This window comes from Streptomyces sp. NPDC060209 (assembly GCF_042728155.1).
GTDB lineage: Bacteria > Actinomycetota > Actinomycetes > Streptomycetales > Streptomycetaceae > Streptomyces.
The window spans coordinates 1-21197 of the sequence record NZ_JBHWZS010000056.1 but is presented as its reverse complement, the minus strand read 5'-3'; the positions used below and the strand labels follow the sequence as shown (position 1 = coordinate 21197).

The 21197-nt window shown below is 71.0% G+C and carries 21 protein-coding genes and 1 pseudogene; 17 read left to right on the top strand and 5 right to left on the bottom strand.

Annotated features, from left to right (window positions below; translation table 11 throughout):
- Positions 1 to 54: 54 nt before the first annotated feature.
- Positions 55 to 1035: an ABC transporter substrate-binding protein gene (locus ACFWFI_RS13990; protein ID WP_387389032.1), complete on the top strand. Its 981-nt coding sequence runs from the start codon at positions 55 to 57 to the stop codon at positions 1033 to 1035.
- Positions 1036 to 1139: 104 nt separating this feature from the next.
- Positions 1140 to 2168, top strand: coding sequence for a hypothetical protein (locus ACFWFI_RS13985; RefSeq protein WP_387389029.1), 1029 nt, complete (start codon positions 1140 to 1142; stop codon positions 2166 to 2168).
- Positions 2169 to 2211: 43 nt separating this feature from the next.
- Here the strand turns inward: ACFWFI_RS13985 and ACFWFI_RS13980 are convergent, their stop codons facing one another.
- Together ACFWFI_RS13980 and ACFWFI_RS13975 are read right to left on the bottom strand one after the other, a co-directional pair.
- Entirely contained in the window at positions 2212 to 3354 is a 1143-nt protein-coding gene (locus ACFWFI_RS13980) for an NADH-quinone oxidoreductase subunit D (protein WP_387389026.1), read from the bottom strand.
- Positions 3351 to 4352, bottom strand: a complete 1002-nt coding sequence (locus ACFWFI_RS13975) for an SAM-dependent methyltransferase (RefSeq protein WP_387389023.1) — start codon at positions 4350 to 4352, stop codon at positions 3351 to 3353. Before ACFWFI_RS13975 ends, ACFWFI_RS13980 begins: the two co-directional genes overlap by 4 nt.
- A 96-nt stretch (positions 4353 to 4448) precedes the next feature.
- Between ACFWFI_RS13975 and ACFWFI_RS13970 the strand changes: the two genes are divergently transcribed.
- The 3 genes and pseudogenes from ACFWFI_RS13970 to ACFWFI_RS13960 all read left to right on the top strand — a co-directional run.
- A complete protein-coding gene (locus tag ACFWFI_RS13970; RefSeq protein ID WP_387389022.1) occupies positions 4449 to 5657 on the top strand; it encodes a sensor histidine kinase in 1209 nt (402 codons plus the stop codon).
- A 19-nt stretch (positions 5658 to 5676) separates the two neighbouring features.
- A complete protein-coding gene (locus ACFWFI_RS13965; RefSeq protein ID WP_387389020.1) occupies positions 5677 to 6351 on the top strand; it encodes a response regulator transcription factor in 675 nt (224 codons plus the stop codon).
- Positions 6336 to 6653: pseudogene (locus tag ACFWFI_RS13960) on the top strand (ATP-binding protein); the annotation flags it as partial. The gene ACFWFI_RS13965 and the pseudogene ACFWFI_RS13960, both read left to right, overlap by 16 nt.
- Before the next feature lie 32 nt (positions 6654 to 6685).
- Here ACFWFI_RS13960 and ACFWFI_RS13955 read toward each other — a convergent pair.
- Positions 6686 to 7798, bottom strand: a complete 1113-nt coding sequence (locus tag ACFWFI_RS13955) for a DUF5937 family protein (RefSeq protein WP_387389073.1) — start codon at positions 7796 to 7798, stop codon at positions 6686 to 6688.
- A gap of 103 nt (positions 7799 to 7901) precedes the next feature.
- On the opposite strand from ACFWFI_RS13955, the gene ACFWFI_RS13950 reads away from it, so the two are divergent.
- A complete protein-coding gene (locus ACFWFI_RS13950) occupies positions 7902 to 8060 on the top strand; it encodes a hypothetical protein (RefSeq protein WP_387389018.1) in 159 nt (52 codons plus the stop codon).
- A 61-nt stretch (positions 8061 to 8121) separates the two neighbouring features.
- Here ACFWFI_RS13950 and ACFWFI_RS13945 read toward each other — a convergent pair whose 3' ends face one another.
- Positions 8122 to 9267: a threonine aldolase family protein gene (locus ACFWFI_RS13945; protein WP_387389015.1), complete on the bottom strand. Its 1146-nt coding sequence runs from the start codon at positions 9265 to 9267 to the stop codon at positions 8122 to 8124.
- A 166-nt stretch (positions 9268 to 9433) separates the two neighbouring features.
- Between ACFWFI_RS13945 and ACFWFI_RS13940 the strand changes: the two genes are divergently transcribed.
- From ACFWFI_RS13940 to ACFWFI_RS13895, 10 genes are all read left to right on the top strand, one after another.
- Entirely contained in the window at positions 9434 to 10408 is a 975-nt protein-coding gene (locus ACFWFI_RS13940) for a Rossmann-like and DUF2520 domain-containing protein (protein WP_387389012.1), read from the top strand.
- Positions 10405 to 11418 carry a pantoate--beta-alanine ligase gene (gene panC / locus ACFWFI_RS13935; protein ID WP_387389010.1) on the top strand — a complete coding sequence of 338 codons (1014 nt, stop codon included), beginning with the start codon at positions 10405 to 10407 and terminating at the stop codon, positions 11416 to 11418. Before ACFWFI_RS13940 ends, panC begins: the two co-directional genes overlap by 4 nt.
- Positions 11415 to 13181 (top strand): L-aspartate oxidase, encoded by a 1767-nt coding sequence (locus ACFWFI_RS13930; RefSeq protein WP_387389007.1) that lies wholly within the window; start codon positions 11415 to 11417, stop codon positions 13179 to 13181. The genes panC and ACFWFI_RS13930 overlap by 4 nt, the downstream gene beginning before the upstream one ends.
- A gap of 2 nt (positions 13182 to 13183) precedes the next feature.
- A complete protein-coding gene (nadC, locus tag ACFWFI_RS13925; protein WP_387389004.1) occupies positions 13184 to 14230 on the top strand; it encodes a carboxylating nicotinate-nucleotide diphosphorylase in 1047 nt (348 codons plus the stop codon).
- A complete protein-coding gene (locus ACFWFI_RS13920; RefSeq protein ID WP_031091045.1) occupies positions 14230 to 15027 on the top strand; it encodes a type III pantothenate kinase in 798 nt (265 codons plus the stop codon). Before nadC ends, ACFWFI_RS13920 begins: the two co-directional genes overlap by 1 nt.
- Before the next feature lie 140 nt (positions 15028 to 15167).
- Positions 15168 to 15764 carry a hypothetical protein gene (locus tag ACFWFI_RS13915; RefSeq protein ID WP_387389070.1) on the top strand — a complete coding sequence of 199 codons (597 nt, stop codon included), beginning with the start codon at positions 15168 to 15170 and terminating at the stop codon, positions 15762 to 15764.
- Between the two features lie 63 nt (positions 15765 to 15827).
- Positions 15828 to 16007 carry a hypothetical protein gene (locus tag ACFWFI_RS13910; RefSeq protein ID WP_014155530.1) on the top strand — a complete coding sequence of 60 codons (180 nt, stop codon included), beginning with the start codon at positions 15828 to 15830 and terminating at the stop codon, positions 16005 to 16007.
- A 101-nt stretch (positions 16008 to 16108) separates the two neighbouring features.
- On the top strand, positions 16109 to 16543 hold the full coding sequence (locus ACFWFI_RS13905; RefSeq protein WP_387389001.1) for a BlaI/MecI/CopY family transcriptional regulator: 435 nt from the start codon (positions 16109 to 16111) through the stop codon (positions 16541 to 16543).
- 129 nt (positions 16544 to 16672) lie between these two features.
- On the top strand, positions 16673 to 17170 hold the full coding sequence (locus tag ACFWFI_RS13900; RefSeq protein ID WP_387389068.1) for an amino-acid N-acetyltransferase: 498 nt from the start codon (positions 16673 to 16675) through the stop codon (positions 17168 to 17170).
- A 144-nt stretch (positions 17171 to 17314) separates the two neighbouring features.
- Entirely contained in the window at positions 17315 to 17650 is a 336-nt protein-coding gene (locus ACFWFI_RS13895) for a histone-like nucleoid-structuring protein Lsr2 (protein WP_073750230.1), read from the top strand.
- Here the strand turns inward: ACFWFI_RS13895 and ACFWFI_RS13890 are convergent.
- Positions 17629 to 18213: an SCO3374 family protein gene (locus tag ACFWFI_RS13890; RefSeq protein WP_387388999.1), complete on the bottom strand. Its 585-nt coding sequence runs from the start codon at positions 18211 to 18213 to the stop codon at positions 17629 to 17631. The genes ACFWFI_RS13895 and ACFWFI_RS13890 overlap by 22 nt on opposite strands.
- Positions 18214 to 18642: 429 nt before the next feature.
- Between ACFWFI_RS13890 and ACFWFI_RS13885 the strand changes: the two genes are divergently transcribed.
- Positions 18643 to 21168 carry an ATP-dependent Clp protease ATP-binding subunit gene (locus ACFWFI_RS13885; RefSeq protein ID WP_387388996.1) on the top strand — a complete coding sequence of 842 codons (2526 nt, stop codon included), beginning with the start codon at positions 18643 to 18645 and terminating at the stop codon, positions 21166 to 21168.
- Positions 21169 to 21197 lie beyond the last annotated feature (29 nt).

The window sequence follows — 21197 nt, the reverse complement described above, 5'->3', positions numbered from 1 at the left end:
GCGCGCGGACTTTTCGGACTTTGCACACCATTTTTTTCGCGGACGGAGAACAACATGAGCAGGACCTCGCGCATAGCGGGTGCGGTCATCGGAGCGGTCGTGCTGGCAGGGTCGCTCGCCGCCTGCGGCGGCGACAGCCTGGAGAAGGAGAAGGGCGGTTCGGACACGGGTGCCGGCGCCGACTCCAAGAAGGGCTCGCTCGTCGTGGGCGCCGCCGGCTTCACCGAGTCCAAGGTGCTCGCCGAGCTGTACGCCCAGGTCCTGGGCGACGCCGGATACGACACCTCGATCACCACGGTGAAGAACCGCGAACTGTACGAGCCTTCGCTGGAGAAGGGCGAGATCGACGTCGTCCCGGAATACGCGGCGACCCTCGCGGAATTTCTCAACGCCAAGGTCAACGGAGCGAAGGAGGCGGAGAAGAAGCCGGTCGCCTCGGGTGACGTGACGGCCACCGTCGCCGCTCTGGAGAAGCTCGCCGGCCCGCTCGGACTGAAGGTCCTTCCGGCGGGCGAGGCGGTCGACCAGAACGCCTTCGCGGTGTCGAAGGAATTCGCCGAGAAGAACAGCCTCGAGACGCTTTCCGATCTCGGCAGCTCGAAGATCAAGGTGAAGATCGCTGCGGGCGACGAGTGCGAGGTGCGCCCGTTCTGCGCGCCCGGACTGAAGAAGACGTACGGCATCGACGTCACCGGGATCGACCCCAAGGGTGTCGGCACCCCGCAGGCGAAGCAGGCGGTCAAGGACGGCAAGGACCAGCTGGTCCTCACGACCACCACGGACGCGGTGCTCGACTCCTACGGGCTGGTGTTCCTGGAGGACGACAAGAAGCTGCAGAACGCGGACAACGTCCTTCCGGTTCTCAATGCCAAGGATGCGGGCGCGCCGGAGATCGCCGAGGCGCTCGGGAAGCTCACCGGCGTACTCACCACGGAGGACCTCGCGGAACTGAACCGCAAGGTCGACGCGGAGCGCGCCAAGCCCGCCGATGCGGCCGGGGACTATCTCCGGTCGAAGGGGCTGATCAAGAAGTAAAAAGGCGTACGTGAGGGGCACTTGAGAGGCCGCTAGGTAACCGGCGGGGAACAGATTGCCGGGCGGTCTCCCAAGTGACTCGTACGCACGGTAAATTTCGGGCCATGCCACGAGGACGCCACCGCCATTCGCCGCCCCTCCACAGAATCCTGCCTCCCGCCGTGGTGGCCGGAGTGCCGGCCGTCTGTGCCGCCGGAGCCTGGCTCCTCGCGGAACCCCTGGCTCTGCGCGTCCTGGTGGCCGTGACGGCGGCTTCCGCCGTCATCGGTGCCTGTCTGATGCGCAGCTGGGACCGGGCCGCGGGGCTGCGTGTCGCGGAGCTGACCCGTGCCCGGGCCAGCGACGAGTGGAAGACCGAGGAGCGCATAGCCGAGCTCGAGGCGGACATCGAGGAATCACGGGAACTGCGCACCCGGCTGGAGACCAAGCTGCGCCGCAAGCGCGTGGAGCTCGCCGGGCTGCGGGGCGAACACGCCGCGCTGCTGCGCCGGTACGCCAACGCCGAGACGGAGCGGGCCAGCGCGCTCGAGGGCCGCAGGCAGCTCGCCATCGAGGCGTCCGCGCCGCGCGAGCTCCTGCCCGCGCGGTCCACGCCCACGCCGGGCACGTATCTGCGTGCCGCCCAGGCCTTGCAGGACCTGACCCGCAACGCCGCCCTCCAGGAGGCGCGCCGCACCGCCGAGCTGGCCCGGCAGCGCGACATCGCCGAGCGGTCCGCGGAACGGGACTCGGAGGGCGACGGCCCGAAGGGGAAGCACGCGGCGGTCGCCGGAGCGGGTGACCTCCAGCACCGCCGTCCCCAGGCCGCCCTGCCCGCACCGAAGCTGTCGCCCGCCCCCGTACGCCCGCCCCGCGCCGTACCGGCGGCATCCGCCGTCGTTCCGTACGCCGCCGCGCGCCGTCACCTCGTCCCGCAGGGAAGCTTCGACTTCTTCGGCACGCAGAAGGCGAACGCCGCGATCGAGTCCGTGCAGAACGAGGACCTCGCGGACGTGGTGGGCGAGGAGGCACTGGCGGCGCACCGTACGGGCGCGGCCGAGAACCGTGCCGTCGGCAAGGTCATCGACCTCACGGCGCACGACGACACCGAGCAGCTGGACGTTGTCGAGCTGCGCAGCGCGGTCTCCTCGTAGCCGCCGGCCTCGCCGGTGCGGGGTCCGCCGCCCGGTGGCCGGACTACTTGTCGATGTCGCCGACGACGAAGAAGAGTGAGCCCAGGATCGCCACCATGTCGGCCACGAGCGTGCCCGGCAGCAGCTCGGTGAGTGCCTGGATGTTGTTGAACGAGGCGGAGCGCAGCTTCAGCCGGTACGGGGTCTTCTCGCCCGTGGACACCAGGTAGTAGCCGTTGATGCCCAGCGGATTCTCGGTCCACGCGTAGGTCTGGCCCTCCGGCGCCTTGAGCACCTTGGGCAGCCGCTGGTTGATGGGCCCGGGCGGCAGGTCGGCCATCCGGTCCAGGCACGCGTCGGCGAGGTCCAGCGCGTTGTGCGTCTGCTCCAGGAGGCACTCGAACCGGGCCAGGCAGTCGCCCTCGGTCCGGGTGACGACCCGGAGCGTGTCCTGCAGCTCCCCGTACGCGAGATACGGCTCGTCGCGCCGCAGGTCGAAGTCGACGCCGGAGGCCCTGGCGATCGGCCCGGACACCCCGTAGGCGTGTACGGCCTCGGCGGACAGCACGCCCACACCGCGGGTGCGGCCCCGGAAGATCTCGTTGCCGAGCACCAGCCGGTCGTACACGTCCATCCGTGAACGCACGGACGCCACGGCGTCCCTGGCCCGGCCCAGCCAGCCCGCGGGCAGGTCCTCCTTGAGGCCGCCGACCCGGTTGAACATGTAGTGCATCCGGCCGCCGGAGACCTCCTCCATCGCGGCCTGGAGCTCCTCGCGCTCCCGGAAGGCGTGGAACATCGGGGTGATCCCGCCGAGTTCGAGGGGGTAGGAGCCCAGGAACATCAGATGGTTGAGGACCCGGTTGAGCTCCGCCAGCAGCGTCCTCGTCCAGACGGCGCGCTCGGGGACCTCCATGCCGAGCATCCGCTCGACGGCCATGACGACCCCGAGCTCGTTGGAGAACGCCGACAGCCAGTCGTGGCGGTTGGCGAGCATGATGATCTGCCGGTAGTCCCTGGCCTCGAAGAGCTTCTCGGCCCCTCGGTGCATATAGCCGATGACGGGCTCGGCCTGCTGGATCCGCTCGCCGTCCAGGACGAGCCGCAACCGGAGCACACCGTGGGTGGAGGGGTGCTGCGGACCGATGTTCAGCACCATGTCGGTGCTCTCCGCCGCGCCGCCGATGCCGATCGTCGTCTCCGTCATGCGGGACAGTATCCCCCTTCACGATCCGGGACCCGATGCCGCAGCCAGCCGAAGTCGCCCAGCCCGCCCCGCGCCGTGAGCTCCGCCGCCTCCCCGGCCGACGCGAGTGCCCGGACGTAGCCGACGGGATCGGCCGATGCCTGTGACAGCGGGGGGCGTTCCCCGCTGATCCCGAGTTCCCGCAGCGCCGTCCGCTGGTCCAGGAGTTCGGCCACGCCGTCCGCCGCCGTCGCGCAGGCGTCCAGCGCCACGTGCGAGGTCAGGTCGCAGCTGCCGTCGGGCACCGGCGGCACCTCACGGCCTCCCCGGAATCCGGTGAGCGTCCCGAACGGCGGCCTCGACGCCCGCACATGCGCGTAGTCCACCGCCACGGCGGTCCCGCCGGCCAGCGACGCGACGGCCCGGGCCCACGCCTCGTCGCGGGGCCGGCCGATCTCCGCGCGTTCGCCGGGCCGGGACAGCGGCCACCAGCGGCTCAGCCACCGGGCGTCCGCCCCGGTCACCGGGTCGCCGAGCCGCTCGGCGCCGTCGGCCTCGCGCACGAGGACGTATCGGGGCACCCCGTCCGCGTCGGCCTCGGCGATATCCGTCGGGACGTTGTCCAGCCATTCGTTGGCGAACAGCAGCCCGCGCACACCTTGCGGGAGTTCGGCGCACCACTCGACGGCCGGGTCCAGGCCCGGCGGGCGCGGGGCCAGTTCCACGGCGTACGCCCGTACGGTGAGGCCGGGGGCCAGGGTCCCGTCCCGCAGCGCCGCCAGCACACCGGTGAGCAGTTCGCCGCGGCCCGCTCCCACATCCACCAGGCCGACCGAGTCCGTCCCCAGCTCCCGCGCCGTGCCGGCCAGCAGCCGGGCGACGGCGGTGGCGAACAGGGGGGAGGCGTGCACCGAGGTGCGGAAATGGCCGGCGGGGCCCTCCGGGCGCCGGTAGAACCCCTCTTCCCCGTACAAAGCGGTCTCGGCGGCTTCCCGCCAGCGGCACCAGTCATACGTCACGTAGGCAAGTCTCCACCTTGGGGAGTACGGTCCCAGGACCCGGATCGGCCCTTCGGCTGACCCGGGCACCGATCAGCTGTCCCTACGCTGGGTAACGTGCAGCGCTTCTACGATTTCATCCGCAGACACCCGACGGGCGTCGACATCCTCTGGGCTGTCCTCCTCCTCGGGTTCTCCGGCGTGTCCATCGTGGCCGGCCAGGCCGGCGGCGGCCTGGAGCGCGTCGCCGCGGTGCCGATCGCCGTCGGTCTGGCCGTCGTGGTCGCGCTGCGCCGCCGCGCGCCGGAGAAGATGCTGCTGCTCGCGATCCTGATGGGGCTCGCCCAGCTGCTGCTCGGGGTGCGGCCCGACGCGGCGGACTTCGCCATGCTGGTGATCACGTACACCGTGGCCACGGTGGGGGAGCGCTGGGCGTCCCGGCTCGCCCTCGGATGCAGCCTGGTCGCGGCGGGGATCTCGCGCCTGCGCTGGCCCGATGACGCTCCTTCGGGCGGCTGGGCGCAGACGCTCGGCTATGTCGTCATCATGACCGTGCCCTTCGTCCTGGCCTGGGTGCTCGGCGATTCCATACGCACCCGGCGGGCCTACTTCAGCCAGCTGGAGGAGCGGGCCGCCCGGCTGGAGCGGGAGCGTGAGGCGCAGTCGAAGGTGGCCGTGGCCGCCGAACGGGCCCGTATCGCCCGCGAACTGCACGACGTCGTCGCGCACAACGTCTCGGTGATGGTGGTCCAGGCCGACGGCGCCGCGTATGTCATGGACTCGTCCCCCGACCAGGCCCGGCAGGCGCTGGAGACCATCTCCGGTACCGGTCGCCAGGCGCTCGCCGAGATGCGGCGGCTGCTCGGAGTGCTCAGGACCGGTGATTCCAAGGAGAGCGGGGAGTACGTCCCCCAGCCCGATGTGGAGCAGATCGAGGAACTCGTCGGCAAGGTCAGGGAGACCGGCCTCGCGGTGGACTTCAAGATCGAGGGCACCCCGCGTCCGCTGCCGAGCGGGGTCGAGCTGACCGCGTACCGCATCGTGCAGGAGGCGCTCACCAACACCCGTAAGCACGGCGGCCCGGACGCCGGGGCGAGCGTGCGGCTGGTCTACTTCGACGACGGGCTGGGCCTGCTGGTCGAGGACGACGGCCGCGGCGCCCCGCACGAGCTCTACGAGGACGGCGGGGCCGACGGCGCGGGGCAGGGAATGATCGGCATGCGTGAGCGGGTCGGCATGGTCGGCGGCACGCTCGACGCGGGCCCGCGCCAGGGTGGCGGTTTCCGGATCAGCGCCCTGCTTCCGCTCAAGCCGGCCGACCAGTGACAGAAGGAGCAGGAGACTCATGGCGATCCGCGTGATGCTCGTCGACGACCAGGCGCTGCTGCGCACCGGCTTCCGGATGGTGCTCGCCGCCCAGCCGGACATGGAGGTCGTCGCGGAGGCGGGCGACGGGGCGGAGGCGGTCGAGGTCCTGCGGTCCACGGCCGTCGACGTGGTGCTGATGGATGTCCGCATGCCGCGGCTGGACGGCGTCGAGGCGACCCGGCGCATCCGTGCGCGGACCGATCCGCCCAAGGTGCTGATCCTGACCACCTTCGACCTGGACGAGTACGCGTTCTCCGGCCTCAAGGCGGGCGCCAGCGGTTTCATGCTCAAGGACGTGCCGCCCGGCGAACTGCTCTCCGCCATCCGCTCGGTGCACAGCGGGGACGCCGTCGTGGCGCCGTCCACGACCCGCAGGCTGCTCGACCGGTTCTCTCCGATGCTGCCGAGCGGCAGGAATGAGCCGCAGCACAAGCATGTCGAGAAGCTGACCGGGCGCGAGCGCGAGGTGATGCTGCTGGTCGCCCAGGGGCTGTCGAACGGCGAGATCGCGGGCCGTCTGGTGCTGTCCGAAGCGACCGTGAAGACCCACGTGGGCCGCATCCTCACCAAACTGGGCCTGCGCGACCGGGTCCAGGTGGTCGTCCTCGCGTACGAGACGGGCCTGGTCCGGGCGGGCGGCGGGGCGGGCTGACGGTGCACCGCTTCGCGTTGCTCGCCGAGCGCGGGACCGTGCTGCGGCGGCTGGGCGAACGCGGCCTCGGACGCGGGCTGAAGCGCGAGGGCTTCGCCGTGGGGCAGCTGGACCACTGCCTGGAGCGGCTGCGGCCCCGGAGTTCGCCGAGCACATCCGTACCGAACGGCTGACCGTCCCTCAGGTGGCCCGACCGGATCGGGGAGCCGGCCGGACCCCGCCTCGTGCCGGACACGGACGGTCCGCCGCGGCATCGTGGCCGGCGCGCCTGGACGGGCGTCAGGCACATCCGCTTCGACTGAGCCGGCCGCTCATCGCGGTACGCCGCCCGGGCCTACCGCAGTACGCCCTCCAGGAAGTCGCTGCCCAGGCGCGCCACGACCGTCAGGTCCAGTGAGTGCAGGACGTACCGGCCGCGCCGGCGGGTGGTGACCAGGCCGGCCTTCTTGAGCACCGCCAGGTGGCGGGAGACCTCGGGGGGCGTGATGCCGTGCGAGTCGGCGAGCTCACCGGTGGTGTACGGGGAACGGGCCAGGTTGCGGCAGATCCGCATCCGCATGGGGTGGGCCAGCGCCTCCATCCGGAGCTGGAGCAGCTCGACGGAGGCGGGGGAGGGCAGCTCGGGGCGGTGCACCGGGTAGTGGATCACCGGACGCCAGCCGGGGGCGTGCAGCACCATCAGATGCGGCCAGCCGAAGCTGGTCGGGATGAGGGTGAGACCGGCGCCCGCGGCCGATCCGGTGGCCTCGGTCCGGCCCGTGGTCAGCTTGTCGGCACTGATCCTGCCGGTTTCCTCGTCCAGCGACAGAGCCGCGGAGACCGCTTCCAGAGCCGCGCCGACGCCCTTGCGCCGCAGCACCTCGGTCTTGTGCCGGGCGTCGGCGGCCAGCTGGACCTGGGCCCGCCGCCAGGTGTCGGCGAAGAAGGCCTGGTCGCAGTCCTCGAAGAGGCGCCGGACCCAGCCGCGTACGGAGCCGGGGTCGGCCAGCAGCTGCCGGGTGAAATCCAGCTGCTTCGGTCCCCTGGCCGACGCCATGTCGAGCGCGCGGGTCCGCATCGCGGCGTCGGCGAGCGGCGAGGGCGCCCCGGTTCCGTACAGGCTCGTGCAGGTGAATTCGAGGGCGGCCGAGACGAACCGCTCGTCGTCGAGCTTGTCCAGGATGTCCAGGTCCTCGGCCAGGGTCGAGCCGGTCCTGCCGTCCCCGCCGCGGACACCGGCGAACGGCATGAAGATGTCGGAGAAGGTGTTCCGCCACAGGAACTCCGCCTCGTGCAGCCGGTCCGCGAGGTCCGGCTCCAAGGCGGCGGAGGTCGCCGTCGCCCAGCCGTGCAGGCCGGGGTGGTGCCCGGGCTCGGAGAGCGCGTGAAGGGCGAGCCCCAGCTCGGCGAGGGGAGAGATCTCGAAAACTATGCGCTCGGGAGGCAGTCCCGCGATGTCGATATGCACGCTCACCCCTCCATGGTGCGGGGTGCGGGGCGGGGTCCGATGCCACTTGACTGCGGTCGTCAATCCACGGGCGGACCCGCCGGACCGGGGTCAGGCTGGATTCATGGACATCGTTCAGCAGCACATGCTCGACAGCTATCGCGCCGCGCAGCACGGTGAGGTCCCGCCACCGCTGCCCGGCCCCCACGACTGGGACGTCCTGCGCGGGATCCGCAGGCGTATCCGCGCCTGGGCGGCCGCGCACCGGCCGCCCCTCTCCTGAAGCGGTCGCGCCTGACCGGACGGCCGCCCGTTTCTCGAAACGCCTGCTACGTCCGGAACGACTACGCCAGCCGGTCCACGAAATCCGCCACCGCTTCCCTGACGTCGCCGGCCGTCCACTCCAGCCCCGGCGCCGCCACCGTGACCTCGGTGAACGAGAGCCCGGGCGGTCCCGTCGGAGCGGCGAACCAGCGGCGGAAGAGGGTCACGCCCGTCTCCTCGGCCTGCCGTACCGACGCCTCGTCCAGCACGTCCGCGGCGTACGGCAGCCAGACCTTGAACTGGTGCGTGTGCGGCGGCTCGGGGTGTACCCGGGACCACGGCACCGCCGACCCGGCGAAGCCTTCCGCCAGAGCCCCGGCGACCACCTTCGCGTGCGCCACGTACGACGGCAGCCTCGGCAGCTCCCGCTCCAGGCCGAGCAGGGCGGAGAGGGCCGCCGGGTACTGCTGGAAGAACTGACCGCCGTACCGGTGGCGCCAGGTCCTCGCCTCCTCGATCAGCGACTCGGGGCCGGCGAGCACCGCTCCGGACAGCCCGTCCAGGGACTTGTAGAACGACACGTACACACTGTCGGCGAGCGCCGCGATCTCCGGCAGGCCGCGCCCGAAGTGCGGCGTGCACTCCCAGAGGCGCGCCCCGTCCAGATGCACCACCGCGTCCCGCTCCCGCGCGGCGGCCACGACGGCCTCCAGCTCCTCCCAGGAGGGCAGGACGAAGCCGGCGTCCCGCAGCGGCAGCTCCAGCATCAGCGTGCCGAACGGCTCGGGGAAGTCCCGGATCTCGTCCGCCGTGGCCTGCCGGGGCGCGGTCGTCGGATGCACCGTGCGCAGTCCGCTCACCGAGGTGAGCGCGCCGCGTTCGTGGACCTCCGGGTGGGAGAGCGGATGCAGCGCCACGGCCGCATCACCCGTACGTCCCGCCCAGCACCGCAGGGCGACCTGCTGGGCCATGGTCCCGGTGGGGAAGAACGCGGCGGCCTCCATGCCCAGCAGGTCCGCCGTGCGCCGCTCGACCTCGGCGACGACCCCGTCGCCGTACACATCCGTCCACTCGCCCAGGTCGTGGACCGTGCCGGCGTCGGCGGCCAGCGACGCCAGCCGCTCGGCCAGTGTGTGGTCCGCGGACATCCGCGCCAGCACCTTCCCGGACCGCTGCCAAGCGGTCAGCCTGCGATGCCGCTGCTTCTGCTCATCGGTGTCTCCCATGGGACGATCATGACCCGGACCGCTGACGCCGCCCACCCCGGGTTCTCCCGTCGCGAGAAGTTATCCACAGGCTGTGGACGGCTGGGGGGTGTGACGAAACGCTGGCGTAGCATGCAGAGGAATCGTCCGGTACCCCCCGCGGACTGGAACGGAAGGCCGTCGCCGCGTGAACGCATCAGTTTCCAAGGAATCCCTCGACGCGAGGGACCGCCCTGCCCGCCTCACCGTCGGCGTCGTCGGCGCGGGACGGGTCGGCCCCGCCCTCGCCGCATCGCTGCAGCTCGCCGGGCACCGCCCGGTCGCGGTGTCGGGCGTCTCCGACACATCCGTGCGCCGGGCGGCCGCTCTGCTCCCCGACGTCCCTCTGGTGACCCCCGCCGAGGTCCTCGCACGGGCCGAGCTCGTGCTGCTGACCGTTCCCGACGACGCGCTGCCCGGCCTGGTCGAAGGCCTCGCCGAGACCGGCGCCGTGCGGCCGGGCCAGCTGCTCGTCCACACCTCCGGGCGGTACGGGACGAAGGTGCTCGACCCCGCGCTGCGGGCCGGCGCCCTCCCGCTCGCCCTGCATCCGGCGATGACCTTCACCGGCAGCTCCGTCGACGTCCAGCGGCTGGCGGGCTGCTCCTTCGGGGTCACCGCCCCCGAGGAGCTCAGGCTCGCCGCCGAGGCGCTCGTCATCGAGATGGGGGGCGAGCCCGAGTGGATCGCCGAGGAGTCCCGGCCGCTCTACCACGCGGCGCTCGCCCTCGGCGCGAACCACCTGGTCACCCTTGTCGCGCAGTCGATGGACCTGCTCCGGCAGGCCGGCGTGGGCGCGCCCGACCGGATGCTCGGCCCCCTGCTCGGGGCCGCGCTCGACAACGCCCTGCGCTCCGGTGACGCGGCGCTCACCGGACCCGTCGCCCGGGGCGACGCCGGGACGGTGTCCGCGCACATCCGCGAGCTGCGTGCGCACGCCCCGCAGACGGTGGCCGGATATCTCGCCATGGCGCGCGCCACGGCCGACCGGGCGCTGGACCACGGCCTGCTCAAGCCGGAGTTCGCGGAGGACCTCCTCGGCGTCCTGTCGGACAGCAACGCCGTGAACGGAACGAACGGCACACACGGTCCGGACGAATCCGGACCGGGGGAGAAGCGATGAACACCGCACCTGCCACCCTGCTGCGCTCCGCCGCGGAGCTGGACGCCCTCGGCCGGGCCCCCGGGTCACGCCGTGCCGTCGTGATGACGATGGGCGCGCTCCACGACGGCCACGCGACCCTGATCCGTGCGGCTCGGACCGCCGCGGGTCCCGACGGCCAGGTCGTGGTCACCGTCTTCGTCAACCCGCTCCAGTTCGGCGAGGCCGCGGACCTCGACCGCTACCCCCGAACCCTGGAGGCCGACCTCGCCGTCGCCTCGGAGGCCGGCGCCGACGCGGTCTTCGCCCCCTCCGTCGAGGAGGTCTATCCCGGCGGCGAGCCCCAGGTCAGGATCACCGCGGGCCCCATGGGCGAGCGGCTGGAAGGCGCCGCCCGTCCCGGGCACTTCGACGGCATGCTCACCGTCGTCGCCAAGCTCCTGCACCTCACCCGGCCGGACGCGGCGTTCTTCGGGCAGAAGGACGCCCAGCAGCTGGCCCTGGTCCGCCGCATGGTGCGCGACCTCAACTTCGGCATCGACATCGTCGCGGTGCCGACCGTCCGCGACCCGGACGGTCTCGCGCTCTCCAGCCGCAACCGCTTCCTCTCCGCCGAGGAGCGCAGGACCGCGCTGGCCCTGCCCAGGGCCCTGTTCGCCGCCCGCGACCGGCTGGTCGCCCAGCAGACGCTGCACGCCCGCGCCCGGACGATCCCGGAGCGCGAGGGACGGGCCGCCGCCCTCACCCGCCTCGGAGAGGCCCGTGCGGCCGCCGACACGCAGGCCGTGGCGCTTGCCCGGCCGACGGTCGCGCCCGCCGCGGTGCTGGCAGCCGCACAGGCCGTTCTGGACGAGGCGGCCGAGGAGGACGTGCCCCTCGTCCTGGACTACGTGGCGCTCGTGGACCCGGCGGACTTCACCGAGCTCCCCGACGACCGTGTCAGCGGTGAGGCAGTACTCGCCGTCGCGGCAAGGGTGGGAGCCACCCGCCTGATCGACAACATCCCGCTGACCCTCGGAGCGCTCACGTGACCGGAATACGGCTGACCGCCCCCGCCCCCGGCTGGGCCATCGACGCCGACGTCGTCGTGGTCGGCTCCGGCGTGGCCGGTCTCACCACCGCCCTGCGCTGCGCCGCGGCGGGCCTCACGACCGTCGTCGTCACCAAGGCCCGCCTCGACGACGGCTCCACCCGCTGGGCCCAGGGCGGTATCGCCGCCGCGCTCGGCGAGGGCGACACCCCCGAGCAGCATCTGGACGACACCCTGGTCGCCGGCGCCGGCCTGTGCGACGAGACGGCGGTGCGCGATCTGGTCACCGAGGGTCCCGACGCCGTACGCCGGCTGATCGACACCGGCGCGCACTTCGACACCACCGACACGGGTGCGATCGCCCTGACCCGTGAGGGCGGCCACCACCGCCGCCGCATCGCGCATGCCGGCGGCGACGCGACAGGCGCCGAGATCTCCCGCGCCCTCGTCGAGGCGGTCCGCTCGGCCGCCCTGCGCATCATCGAGAACGCCCTGGTCCTGGACCTGCTTTACGACGCCGAAGGCCGTACCGAGGGCGTCACCCTGCACGTCATGGGCGAGGGCCAGCACGACGGTGTCGGCGCCGTCCACGCCCCGGCCGTGGTGCTCGCCACCGGCGGCATGGGCCAGGTCTTCTCCGCCACCACCAACCCGCCGGTCTCCACGGGCGACGGGGTGGCGCTCGCGCTGCGGGCGGGAGCCGAGGTCTCCGACCTCGAATTCGTCCAGTTCCACCCGACCGTCCTGTTTCTCGGCGCCGACTCCGAGGGCCAGCAGCCGCTGGTGTCCGAAGCGGTCCGGGGTGAGGGCGCCCATCTCGTGGACGCCTCCGGCACCCGCTTCATGCTCGGGCAGCACGAGCTGGCCGAGCTGGCGCCCCGCGACATCGTCGCCAAGGCCATCACCCGTCAGATGCACATCCAGGGCACCGAGCACATGTATCTCGACGCCCGCCACTTCGGCGCCGCGATGTGGGAGCAGCGCTTCCCGACCATCCTGGCCGCCTGCCGCGCCCACGGCATCGACCCCGTGACGGAGCCGATCCCCGTCGCCCCGGCCGCCCACTACGCGTCGGGCGGCGTGCGCACCGACCTGCGGGGCCGTACGACGGTGCCCGGTCTGTACGCCTGCGGCGAGGTCGCCTGCACGGGCGTGCACGGCGCGAACCGGCTGGCGTCCAACTCCCTCCTGGAGGGACTCGTCTTCGCCGAACGCATCGCGGCCGACATCGTGGACGGGCCCCGGACGGAGTCGGGGGCCGCCTCCCGGCGCACCCTTGTGGCTGACCCCGCCGGAGCCCGCACCGTCGCGCTGCTCACCGCGGAGTCCCGGACCGCGATCCAGCGGATCATGACCAGGGGCGCCGGGGTCATCCGCTCCGCCGGCAGCCTCGGCACCGCGGCCGAGGGGCTGGAGGCGCTCCGGCGTGCCGCGGCCGCCGCCGAGGCGGACGGCCCCAAGGACGCCGTACCCGGGGTGGAGGCGTGGGAGGCCACGAACCTCCTCCTCGTCTCGCAGGTCCTGGTCGCCGCCGCACGGGAGCGCGAGGAGACCCGCGGCTGCCACTGGCGCGAGGACCGTCCCGAGCGCGACGACGACGCCTGGCGCCGTCACCTGGTCGTCCGGGTCGACCAGGACCTGCGGCCCGTCGTCCGCACGACGGACACTTCCGCGTTCCCGCCCGTACGTCCTGGAGACCCGGCAGACTCCGCACTGCCTGCAGGCCTCCCGAACCACCCCGCCGACGCCCCCGAGGAGCCGTAACCGTGAGCACGCCCGAAGAGAATCCGCGCCCCACCCCTGTGGACGTCCCGCTGATCCACATCGGCGCACCCGCCGAGCCCAGGGGCGGCTGCGGCGACGGCTGCGGCTGCGGTGACGGCTACGACCCCGACGGCCTGGAGTGCGGCCTCGATCCCGTCCTGGCCCAGCTCCTGGCCGAGGCCGGACTGGACCCGGTCCAGGTCGAGGACATCGCCCACGTCGCGATCGAGGAGGACCTCGACGGAGGCGAGGACGTCACCACCGTGGCGACCGTCCCGGAGGACTCCGTCGCCACCGGCGACTTCACCGCGCGTGAGGCGGGCGTCGTCGCGGGTCTGCGCGTCGCCGAGGCCGTCCTGTCCATCGTCTGTACCGACGAGTTCGAGGTCGAGCGCCACGTCGAGGACGGCGACCGCGTCGCGGCCGGCCAGAAGCTGCTCACCGTCACCACGCGCACCCGCGATCTGCTCACCGGCGAGCGCAGCGCGCTCAACCTGCTCTGCAGGCTGTCCGGGATCGCGACCGCGACCCGCGCATGGGCGGACGTGCTCGAAGGCACGAAGGCCAAGGTCCGTGACACCCGCAAGACCACTCCGGGGCTGCGCGCGCTGGAGAAGTACGCGGTGCGCTGCGGCGGAGGGGTCAACCACCGCATGTCCCTGGTGGACGCCGCCCTGGTCAAGGACAACCACGTGATCGCGGCCGGCGGCGTCGCCGAGGCCTTCACGCGGGTCAGGAAGGCGTTCCCGGAGCTCGCGATCGAGGTCGAGGTCGACACCCTGGAGCAGGTCCGCGAGGTGCTCGACGCGGGAGCCGACCTGATCCTGCTGGACAACTTCACCCCGTCCGCGACCGCCGAGGCGGTCGCCCTCGTCGGCGGCCGTGCGGTGCTGGAGTCCTCGGGCCGGCTCACCCTCGGCTCCGCCCGCGCCTACGCGGAGGCGGGCGTCGACTACCTGGCCGTCGGCGCGCTCACGCACTCCTCGCCGATCCTCGACATCGGCCTGGACTTCCGTGAGGCGGCGCAGACCGACGGGGCCGACGCCTGATGCTGCTCACGATCGACGTCGGAAACTCGCACACCGTCCTCGGCCTGTTCGACGGCGAGGAGATCGTCGAGCACTGGCGGATCTCCACGGACGCCCGCCGCACCGCCGACGAGCTCGCCGTCCTGCTCCAGGGCCTGATGGGCATGCACCCGCTGCTCGGTGTCGAGCTCGGCGACGGCATCGAGGGCATCGCGATCTGCTCGACCGTCCCCGCCGTACTCCACGAGCTCCGTGAGGTCACCCGCCGCTACTACGGCGACGTTCCGGCGGTCCTCGTGGAGCCGGGCGTCAAGACCGGCGTGCCCGTCCTCACCGACAACCCGAAGGAGGTCGGCGCGGACCGCATCATCAACGCGGTCGCCGCCGTCGAGCTCTACGGCGGCCCGGCCATCGTCGTCGACCTCGGCACGGCCACGACCTTCGACGCGGTCTCCGCGCGCGGGGAGTACACGGGCGGGGTGATCGCCCCGGGCATCGAGATCTCCGTGGAGGCCCTCGGGGTGAAGGGCGCACAGCTCCGCAAGATCGAGCTGGCGCGGCCCCGCAGCGTGATCGGCAAGAACACCGTCGAGGCCATGCAGTCCGGCATCGTGTACGGCTTCGCCGGTCAGATCGACGGCGTGGTCGAGCGCATGAAGAAGGAGCTGGCGGCCGACCCCGACGAGGTCACCGTCATCGCGACCGGCGGCCTTGCTCCGATGGTGTTGGGTGAGTCCTCCGTCATCGACGAGCACGAGCCCTGGCTGACGCTCATCGGGCTGCGCCTCGTCTACGAGCGCAACATCGCCCGGATGTAGGGCGCGCCCGCGACCACCTGCGGGAACGACCTGGCGGCGCGGCGCCCGACGGCGCGCCGCCGAGCGGTTAGTTAAGCGGATTTTGTCCATTTAGCACGTATTGTCGCGTCATGCCCACGCCCTACGGATCACGCGGCGGCATGGCGTTCAGCGCGGACGAGCTCCGGGTGCTCCGACGTGCTCTCGCCAACGCCCTCCACCCCACGCCCCTGCCGGAAGAGGATGTCCAGGACTGCCTGCGACTCGCGGGCGCGGTGGACGAGGTGGTGAGCGAGGGGGGCCGGCTGCGCGCCTTCCTCCTCGCCGATCTCGCCCGCTACCGCGACGCCCTCCCCGGATCGCTCAGCGGCTATCTGGAGCTTCTCCAGGACGCCCTCGCGGCAGGCTACGACCCCCGCCCCGACGACCTCGCGGCCCTGCGCGCCCTGCGCGCCGGGCCGGTCGCCGCGGCTCTGCTCGAGCGCTGCCAGGTACTTGCCGAGCGCTCGGTGCGGGCGCGCCTCGCCGGTCGCGCGGTGCCCGCCACCGCGCCCGCGCCGCGCAGCAGGCTGCTGGCTCTCCCCGGCGGCCTGGCGGCGGCCAAGGAGCCCGAGCGGCCCCGGACCCCGTCGGGGCCCCCTGCGCCCGCCCGTCCGGCAGCTCCTGGTGAGCGCCCGATGCCCAAGCCGTCCGAGGTCTTCCCGCCCCGCCGCCGGCCCGCGCCGACGCCCCCGCCGGAGGAGCGCGCCGTGTCCTGACAGGGCGACGCGCCACAGGGGCCCGGGAGTGGCCGGAATGCCGGGCTCGCTACCCTGGACGGCATGGACTACGTATCCGCGCTCGTTCCCCCCGTGGTGATGGCTGTCTTCTTCATCGGCCTCGTCAGGACGATCATCAAGAGCCAGGGCGGCCCGAACAAGGCCAAGGAGGACGCCGCGGTGGACGCGGCCCTCGCCCGTGCAGAACTGGCCAAGCAGGCTCCGCGGCCCGAGGGCGTCTGACCCGGACCGAGCACGAAGGGCGCACGACTCCTCCGGAGCCGTGCGCCCTTTTGCCATCCCAGAATTATCCCATTCCAGACATATAGCACTAAGGTGATGCTGTGCCTCGCCAATTGGGAGAGCTGGAAGACACCGTGATGACACGGGTCTGGCAATGGAACCGCCCGGTCACCGTGCGGGAAGTTCTCGAGGACCTTCAACAGGAACGGTCCATCGCGTACACGACCGTCATGACGGTTATGGACAATCTCCATCAGAAGGGCTGGGTACGCCGGGAAGTGGATGGCCGGGCATATCGATATACGGCGGTCTCCACCCGCGCCGCATACGCGGCCGCACTGATGAACGAAGCCTGGTCGCAGAGCGACAACCCGGCGGCCGCACTGGTCGCCTTCTTCGGCATGATGTCCGCGGAGCAGCGTGAGGCTCTCCGGGATGCGATGCGTGTCGTGGCGCCCACCTTCCCCGAACCGGCCGGGAGCGGGCCCGATGACGGGACCGCAGCCGATGAAGCGCCGCCGGAGAGTGGGCGATAGCGTCGGGGGATGTCCTCAGAGCAGTCGCAAACCGAGCACCGTACCGAGTCGCAAACCGGAGCTCATAGCGGGCCGGAAACCGGATCTCGCACAGATCTTCATACCGGCCCGTCGGTAAATAGGCCGGCCATCACCGTCCGCCGCGCCAGGACGAGCGATGTGGCGTCCGTCCGCGGACTCCTGGACGGCTACGTCTCCGAAGGCATCCTGCTCGACAAAGCGACGGTGACGCTTTACGAGGACATCCAGGAGTTCTGGGTCGCCGAACGCGACGAGGACGCCCGTGTCATCGGCTGCGGCGCACTCCACGTGATGTGGGAAGACCTCGCCGAAGTGCGTACTCTCGCCGTCGACCACAGCATCAAGGGCGCCGGAGTCGGACACCAGGTCCTGGACAAGCTCTTGCAGACCGCGCGCTGGCTCGGTGTCCGCCGGGTTTTCTGTCTCACCTTCGAAGTCGACTTCTTCGCCGCGCACGGCTTCACCGAGATCGGAGAGACGCCGGTCGACGGAGATGTCTACAGCGAGCTGCTGCGTTCCTATGACGAGGGTGTCGCCGAGTTCCTGGGTCTCGAACGAGTGAAGCCGAACACCTTGGGCAACAGTCGGATGCTGCTGCACCTGTGAACGGCGGAAGATGCCGGAACCCTATGTCCGAATCGCGCATGTTTCCCGTGTTCTTGCGCTCCTGAACCTCTACCAGGGGTTTGTGTTTTCCCGGGAAAAGCGGTTTCCTTTCCGCGTACTGCATTTTCGATGAAAGGAAATCCGGTGGCACAGAAGGTTCAGGTCCTTCTTGTTGATGACCTCGACGGTGGCGAGGCGGACGAGACCGTGACGTTCGCTCTGGATGGCAAGACGTACGAGATCGACCTCACCACGACCAACGCGGACAAGCTCCGTGGTCTTCTTGAGCCTTACACCAAGAGTGGACGTCGCACCGGCGGCCGCGCCGCGACCGGCCGTGGCAAGGGCCGCGCCGTAACCGGTGGCAACAAGGACACGGCCGAGATCCGTAGGTGGGCGCGCGAGAACGGCCACAACGTGAATGACCGCGGCCGCGTTCCCGCCGAGATCCGTGAGGCTTACGAGAAGGCCAACGGCTGACCTGTCGGCCGATGGGTCCACAGGTGTGTCCGGGCATGCGCGAGCGTGGCCCGGTGGCATTCCGTCGCCGCCGCGTCCACGAGTCGTACGAGATCGGGAGCATCCCCACCGCTGCTCCCGAGGCGGCCGAGGACCGGAAGCGATCGTTCCGCCTCCTGGCGCGGTCCGGGGGGCCGCAGCCAGAACGCGGCCCCCGGCGAGCCCGTCGCCCGGCCCGGTGGCACCGGGGCAGTGATGTGTCCGCCCACACCGACGGCGGACAGGTCGAGAGCGATTCCGCCCCATTCCAGCCAGTCGAGCAGACCGGGCAGCTCGTCGGCGCTGCCCGCGGCCACCAGCAGCCGCATCCGCTGCCCCGCCAGCGCCACCGGACCTGTCCGTCCGACCCGGCGCAGTGCCGCGTGACCTGCCGCGGCGGGCAGCTCCAGCACGTCGAAGCGCAGCCCCGTCAGCAGCCGCACCGGTGACGTGCCTGCCGTGGCCCAGTCGAGTTCACGGGCGTACCACTGCGCGCAGTCGTCGGATTCCGGCGACGAGCGGGGAGGCGGGACAAGGGAAGCCATGTCCGATGAACCGTTGAACCCGCCCCGGAGTTACGCGCCGTTCATGATCGACTGCTCTCCGTGTCCGCCGAGGGGGCGTGCGGAAGCATCCGGCAGCAGGAAGTTGTTCGCCCGTAGCGGAGGAAACGGGGGTGCGCCGCATGGACTGTCAGTGAGTGCGGGTAAGACATCCCTAGTGGGAAGGGGCGACACGCGGGCAAAAGCGTCTCACGTTCGCCATCGGCGTACTGGCGAAAGGGCTATCTGCCTGGCCTGCGGGAACATCGTCTCGCACCATCGGGTTGGAGCAGTTGTCGGCGTTCGGGGCAGGAGGCCATCGACGGGTGTCGGCAGTTGAAATGAGCGGTCCCCGCTTGCGGGACTAAGCTGCGGAAGGACAGGGAGGGGACCGACCCCTTACTGCCTGACCGCTCTGAGGAGCGATTAACGATGTTCGAGAGGTTCACCGACCGCGCGCGGCGGGTTGTCGTCCTGGCTCAGGAAGAAGCCCGGATGCTCAACCACAACTACATCGGCACCGAGCACATCCTCCTGGGCCTGATCCACGAGGGTGAGGGTGTCGCCGCTAAGGCCCTGGAGAGCCTCGGGATTTCGCTCGAGGCGGTCCGCCAGCAGGTGGAGGAGATCATCGGTCAGGGCCAGCAGGCCCCGTCCGGGCACATCCCCTTCACTCCCCGGGCCAAGAAGGTCCTGGAGCTGTCGCTCCGTGAGGCCCTTCAGCTCGGCCACAACTACATCGGCACCGAGCACATCCTGCTCGGCCTGATCCGCGAGGGCGAGGGCGTCGCCGCCCAGGTCCTCGTGAAGCTGGGCGCCGACCTGAACCGGGTGCGGCAGCAGGTCATCCAGCTGCTCTCCGGGTATTCGGGAGGCAAGGAGGCGGCCACCGCCGGCGGCCCCGCGGAGGGCACGCCCTCCACGTCCCTGGTGCTCGACCAGTTCGGCCGGAATCTCACCCAGGCCGCTCGTGAGTCCAAGCTCGACCCGGTCATCGGGCGCGAGAAGGAGATCGAGCGGGTCATGCAGGTGCTGTCCCGCCGTACGAAGAACAACCCGGTCCTCATCGGCGAGCCCGGCGTCGGCAAGACGGCGGTCGTCGAGGGCCTGGCGCAGGCCATCGTCAAGGGCGAGGTGCCCGAGACCCTCAAGGACAAGCACCTCTACACCCTGGACCTCGGCGCCCTGGTCGCGGGTTCCCGCTACCGAGGTGACTTCGAGGAGCGCCTGAAGAAGGTCCTCAAGGAGATCCGCACCCGCGGCGACATCATCCTGTTCATCGACGAGCTCCACACCCTGGTGGGTGCGGGCGCCGCCGAGGGCGCGATCGACGCCGCGAGCATCCTCAAGCCCATGCTGGCGCGAGGCGAGCTCCAGACCATCGGTGCCACGACGCTCGACGAGTACCGCAAGCACCTGGAGAAGGACGCCGCGCTCGAGCGCCGCTTCCAGCCCATCCAGGTCGCGGAGCCGTCGCTGCCGCACACCATCGAGATCCTCAAGGGTCTGCGCGACCGTTACGAGGCCCACCACAGGGTCTCCATCACGGACGAGGCGCTGGTCCAGGCCGCCACCCTGGCCGACCGCTACATCTCGGACCGCTTCCTGCCGGACAAGGCGATCGACCTGATCGACGAGGCCGGCTCCCGGATGCGCATCCGCCGGATGACCGCGCCGCCGGACCTCCGCGAGTTCGACGAGAAGATCGCGGGCGTCCGCCGCGACAAGGAGTCGGCGATCGACTCCCAGGACTTCGAGAAGGCAGCTTCGCTCCGCGACAAGGAGAAGCAGCTGCTGGCGGCGAAGACCAAGCGGGAGAAGGAGTGGAAGGCCGGCGACATGGACGTCGTCGCCGAGGTCGACGGCGAGCTCATCGCCGAAGTCCTGGCCACCGCCACCGGCATCCCGGTCTTCAAGCTGACCGAGGAGGAGTCCTCGCGTCTGCTGCGGATGGAGGACGAGCTCCACAAGCGCGTCATCGGCCAGAAGGACGCCATCAAGGCCCTCTCGCAGGCGATCCGCCGTACGCGAGCCGGTCTGAAGGACCCGAAGCGCCCCGGTGGCTCGTTCATCTTCGCCGGCCCGTCCGGTGTCGGTAAGACGGAGCTCTCCAAGACGCTCGCCGAATTCCTCTTCGGTGACGAGGACGCGCTGATCGCCCTCGACATGTCGGAGTTCAGCGAGAAGCACACCGTTTCCCGCCTCTTCGGCTCTCCCCCCGGTTACGTGGGTTACGAAGAGGGCGGCCAGCTCACCGAGAAGGTGCGCCGCAAGCCGTTCTCCGTCGTCCTCTTCGACGAGGTCGAGAAGGCCCACCCCGATATCTTCAATTCCCTGCTCCAGATTCTGGAAGACGGTCGCCTGACCGACTCCCAGGGCCGGGTCGTGGACTTCAAGAACACGGTCATCATCATGACGACCAACCTCGGGACCCGGGACATCTCGAAGGGCTTCAACCTGGGCTTCGCCGCCCAGGGTGATGTGAAGACGAACTACGAGCGGATGAAGAACAAGGTCAACGAAGAGCTCAAGCAGCACTTCCGGCCCGAGTTCCTCAACCGTGTCGATGACACGGTCGTCTTCCACCAGCTCACCGAGGAAGACATCATCCAGATCGTCGACCTCATGGTCGACAAGGTGGATGAGCGCCTCAAGGACCGCGACATGGGCATCGAGCTCAGTGCCGAGGCCAAGTCGCTCCTGGCGAAGAAGGGCTACGACCCCGTGATGGGCGCCCGGCCGCTGCGCCGGACGATCCAGCGCGAGATCGAGGACATCCTCTCCGAGAAGATCCTCTTCGGTGAGCTGCGTCCCGGTCACATCGTGGTCGTGGGCACCGAGGGCGAAGGGGACGAGAAGAAGTTCTCGTTCCGTGGCGAGGAGAAGTCGGCACTGCCCGACGTCCCGCCGATCGAGCAGGCAGCGGGCGGCGGCCCGAACCTGACGAAGGAAGCGTAGGGCGCGTAGCGCCTGAGCGTCGAAGGGGC

What these genes read in the sequence shown, in the direction of transcription:
- ACFWFI_RS13915 (WP_387389070.1), top strand. Translation starts at nt 15,168, where the DNA reads ATGGCGTTCAGCGCGGACGAGCTCCGGGTGCTCCGACGTGCTCTCGCC.
- ACFWFI_RS13985 (WP_387389029.1), top strand. Translation starts at nt 1,140, where the DNA reads ATGCCACGAGGACGCCACCGCCATTCGCCGCCCCTCCACAGAATCCTG.
- ACFWFI_RS13965 (WP_387389020.1), top strand. Translation starts at nt 5,677, where the DNA reads ATGGCGATCCGCGTGATGCTCGTCGACGACCAGGCGCTGCTGCGCACC.
- ACFWFI_RS13980 (WP_387389026.1), bottom strand. Translation starts at nt 3,354, where the DNA reads ATGACGGAGACGACGATCGGCATCGGCGGCGCGGCGGAGAGCACCGAC.
- ACFWFI_RS13950 (WP_387389018.1), top strand. Translation starts at nt 7,902, where the DNA reads ATGGACATCGTTCAGCAGCACATGCTCGACAGCTATCGCGCCGCGCAG.
- ACFWFI_RS13885 (WP_387388996.1), top strand. Translation starts at nt 18,643, where the DNA reads ATGTTCGAGAGGTTCACCGACCGCGCGCGGCGGGTTGTCGTCCTGGCT.
- ACFWFI_RS13920 (WP_031091045.1), top strand. Translation starts at nt 14,230, where the DNA reads ATGCTGCTCACGATCGACGTCGGAAACTCGCACACCGTCCTCGGCCTG.
- ACFWFI_RS13990 (WP_387389032.1), top strand. Translation starts at nt 55, where the DNA reads ATGAGCAGGACCTCGCGCATAGCGGGTGCGGTCATCGGAGCGGTCGTG.
- ACFWFI_RS13945 (WP_387389015.1), bottom strand. Translation starts at nt 9,267, where the DNA reads ATGGGAGACACCGATGAGCAGAAGCAGCGGCATCGCAGGCTGACCGCT.
- ACFWFI_RS13910 (WP_014155530.1), top strand. Translation starts at nt 15,828, where the DNA reads ATGGACTACGTATCCGCGCTCGTTCCCCCCGTGGTGATGGCTGTCTTC.
- panC (WP_387389010.1), top strand. Translation starts at nt 10,405, where the DNA reads ATGAACACCGCACCTGCCACCCTGCTGCGCTCCGCCGCGGAGCTGGAC.
- ACFWFI_RS13890 (WP_387388999.1), bottom strand. Translation starts at nt 18,213, where the DNA reads ATGGCTTCCCTTGTCCCGCCTCCCCGCTCGTCGCCGGAATCCGACGAC.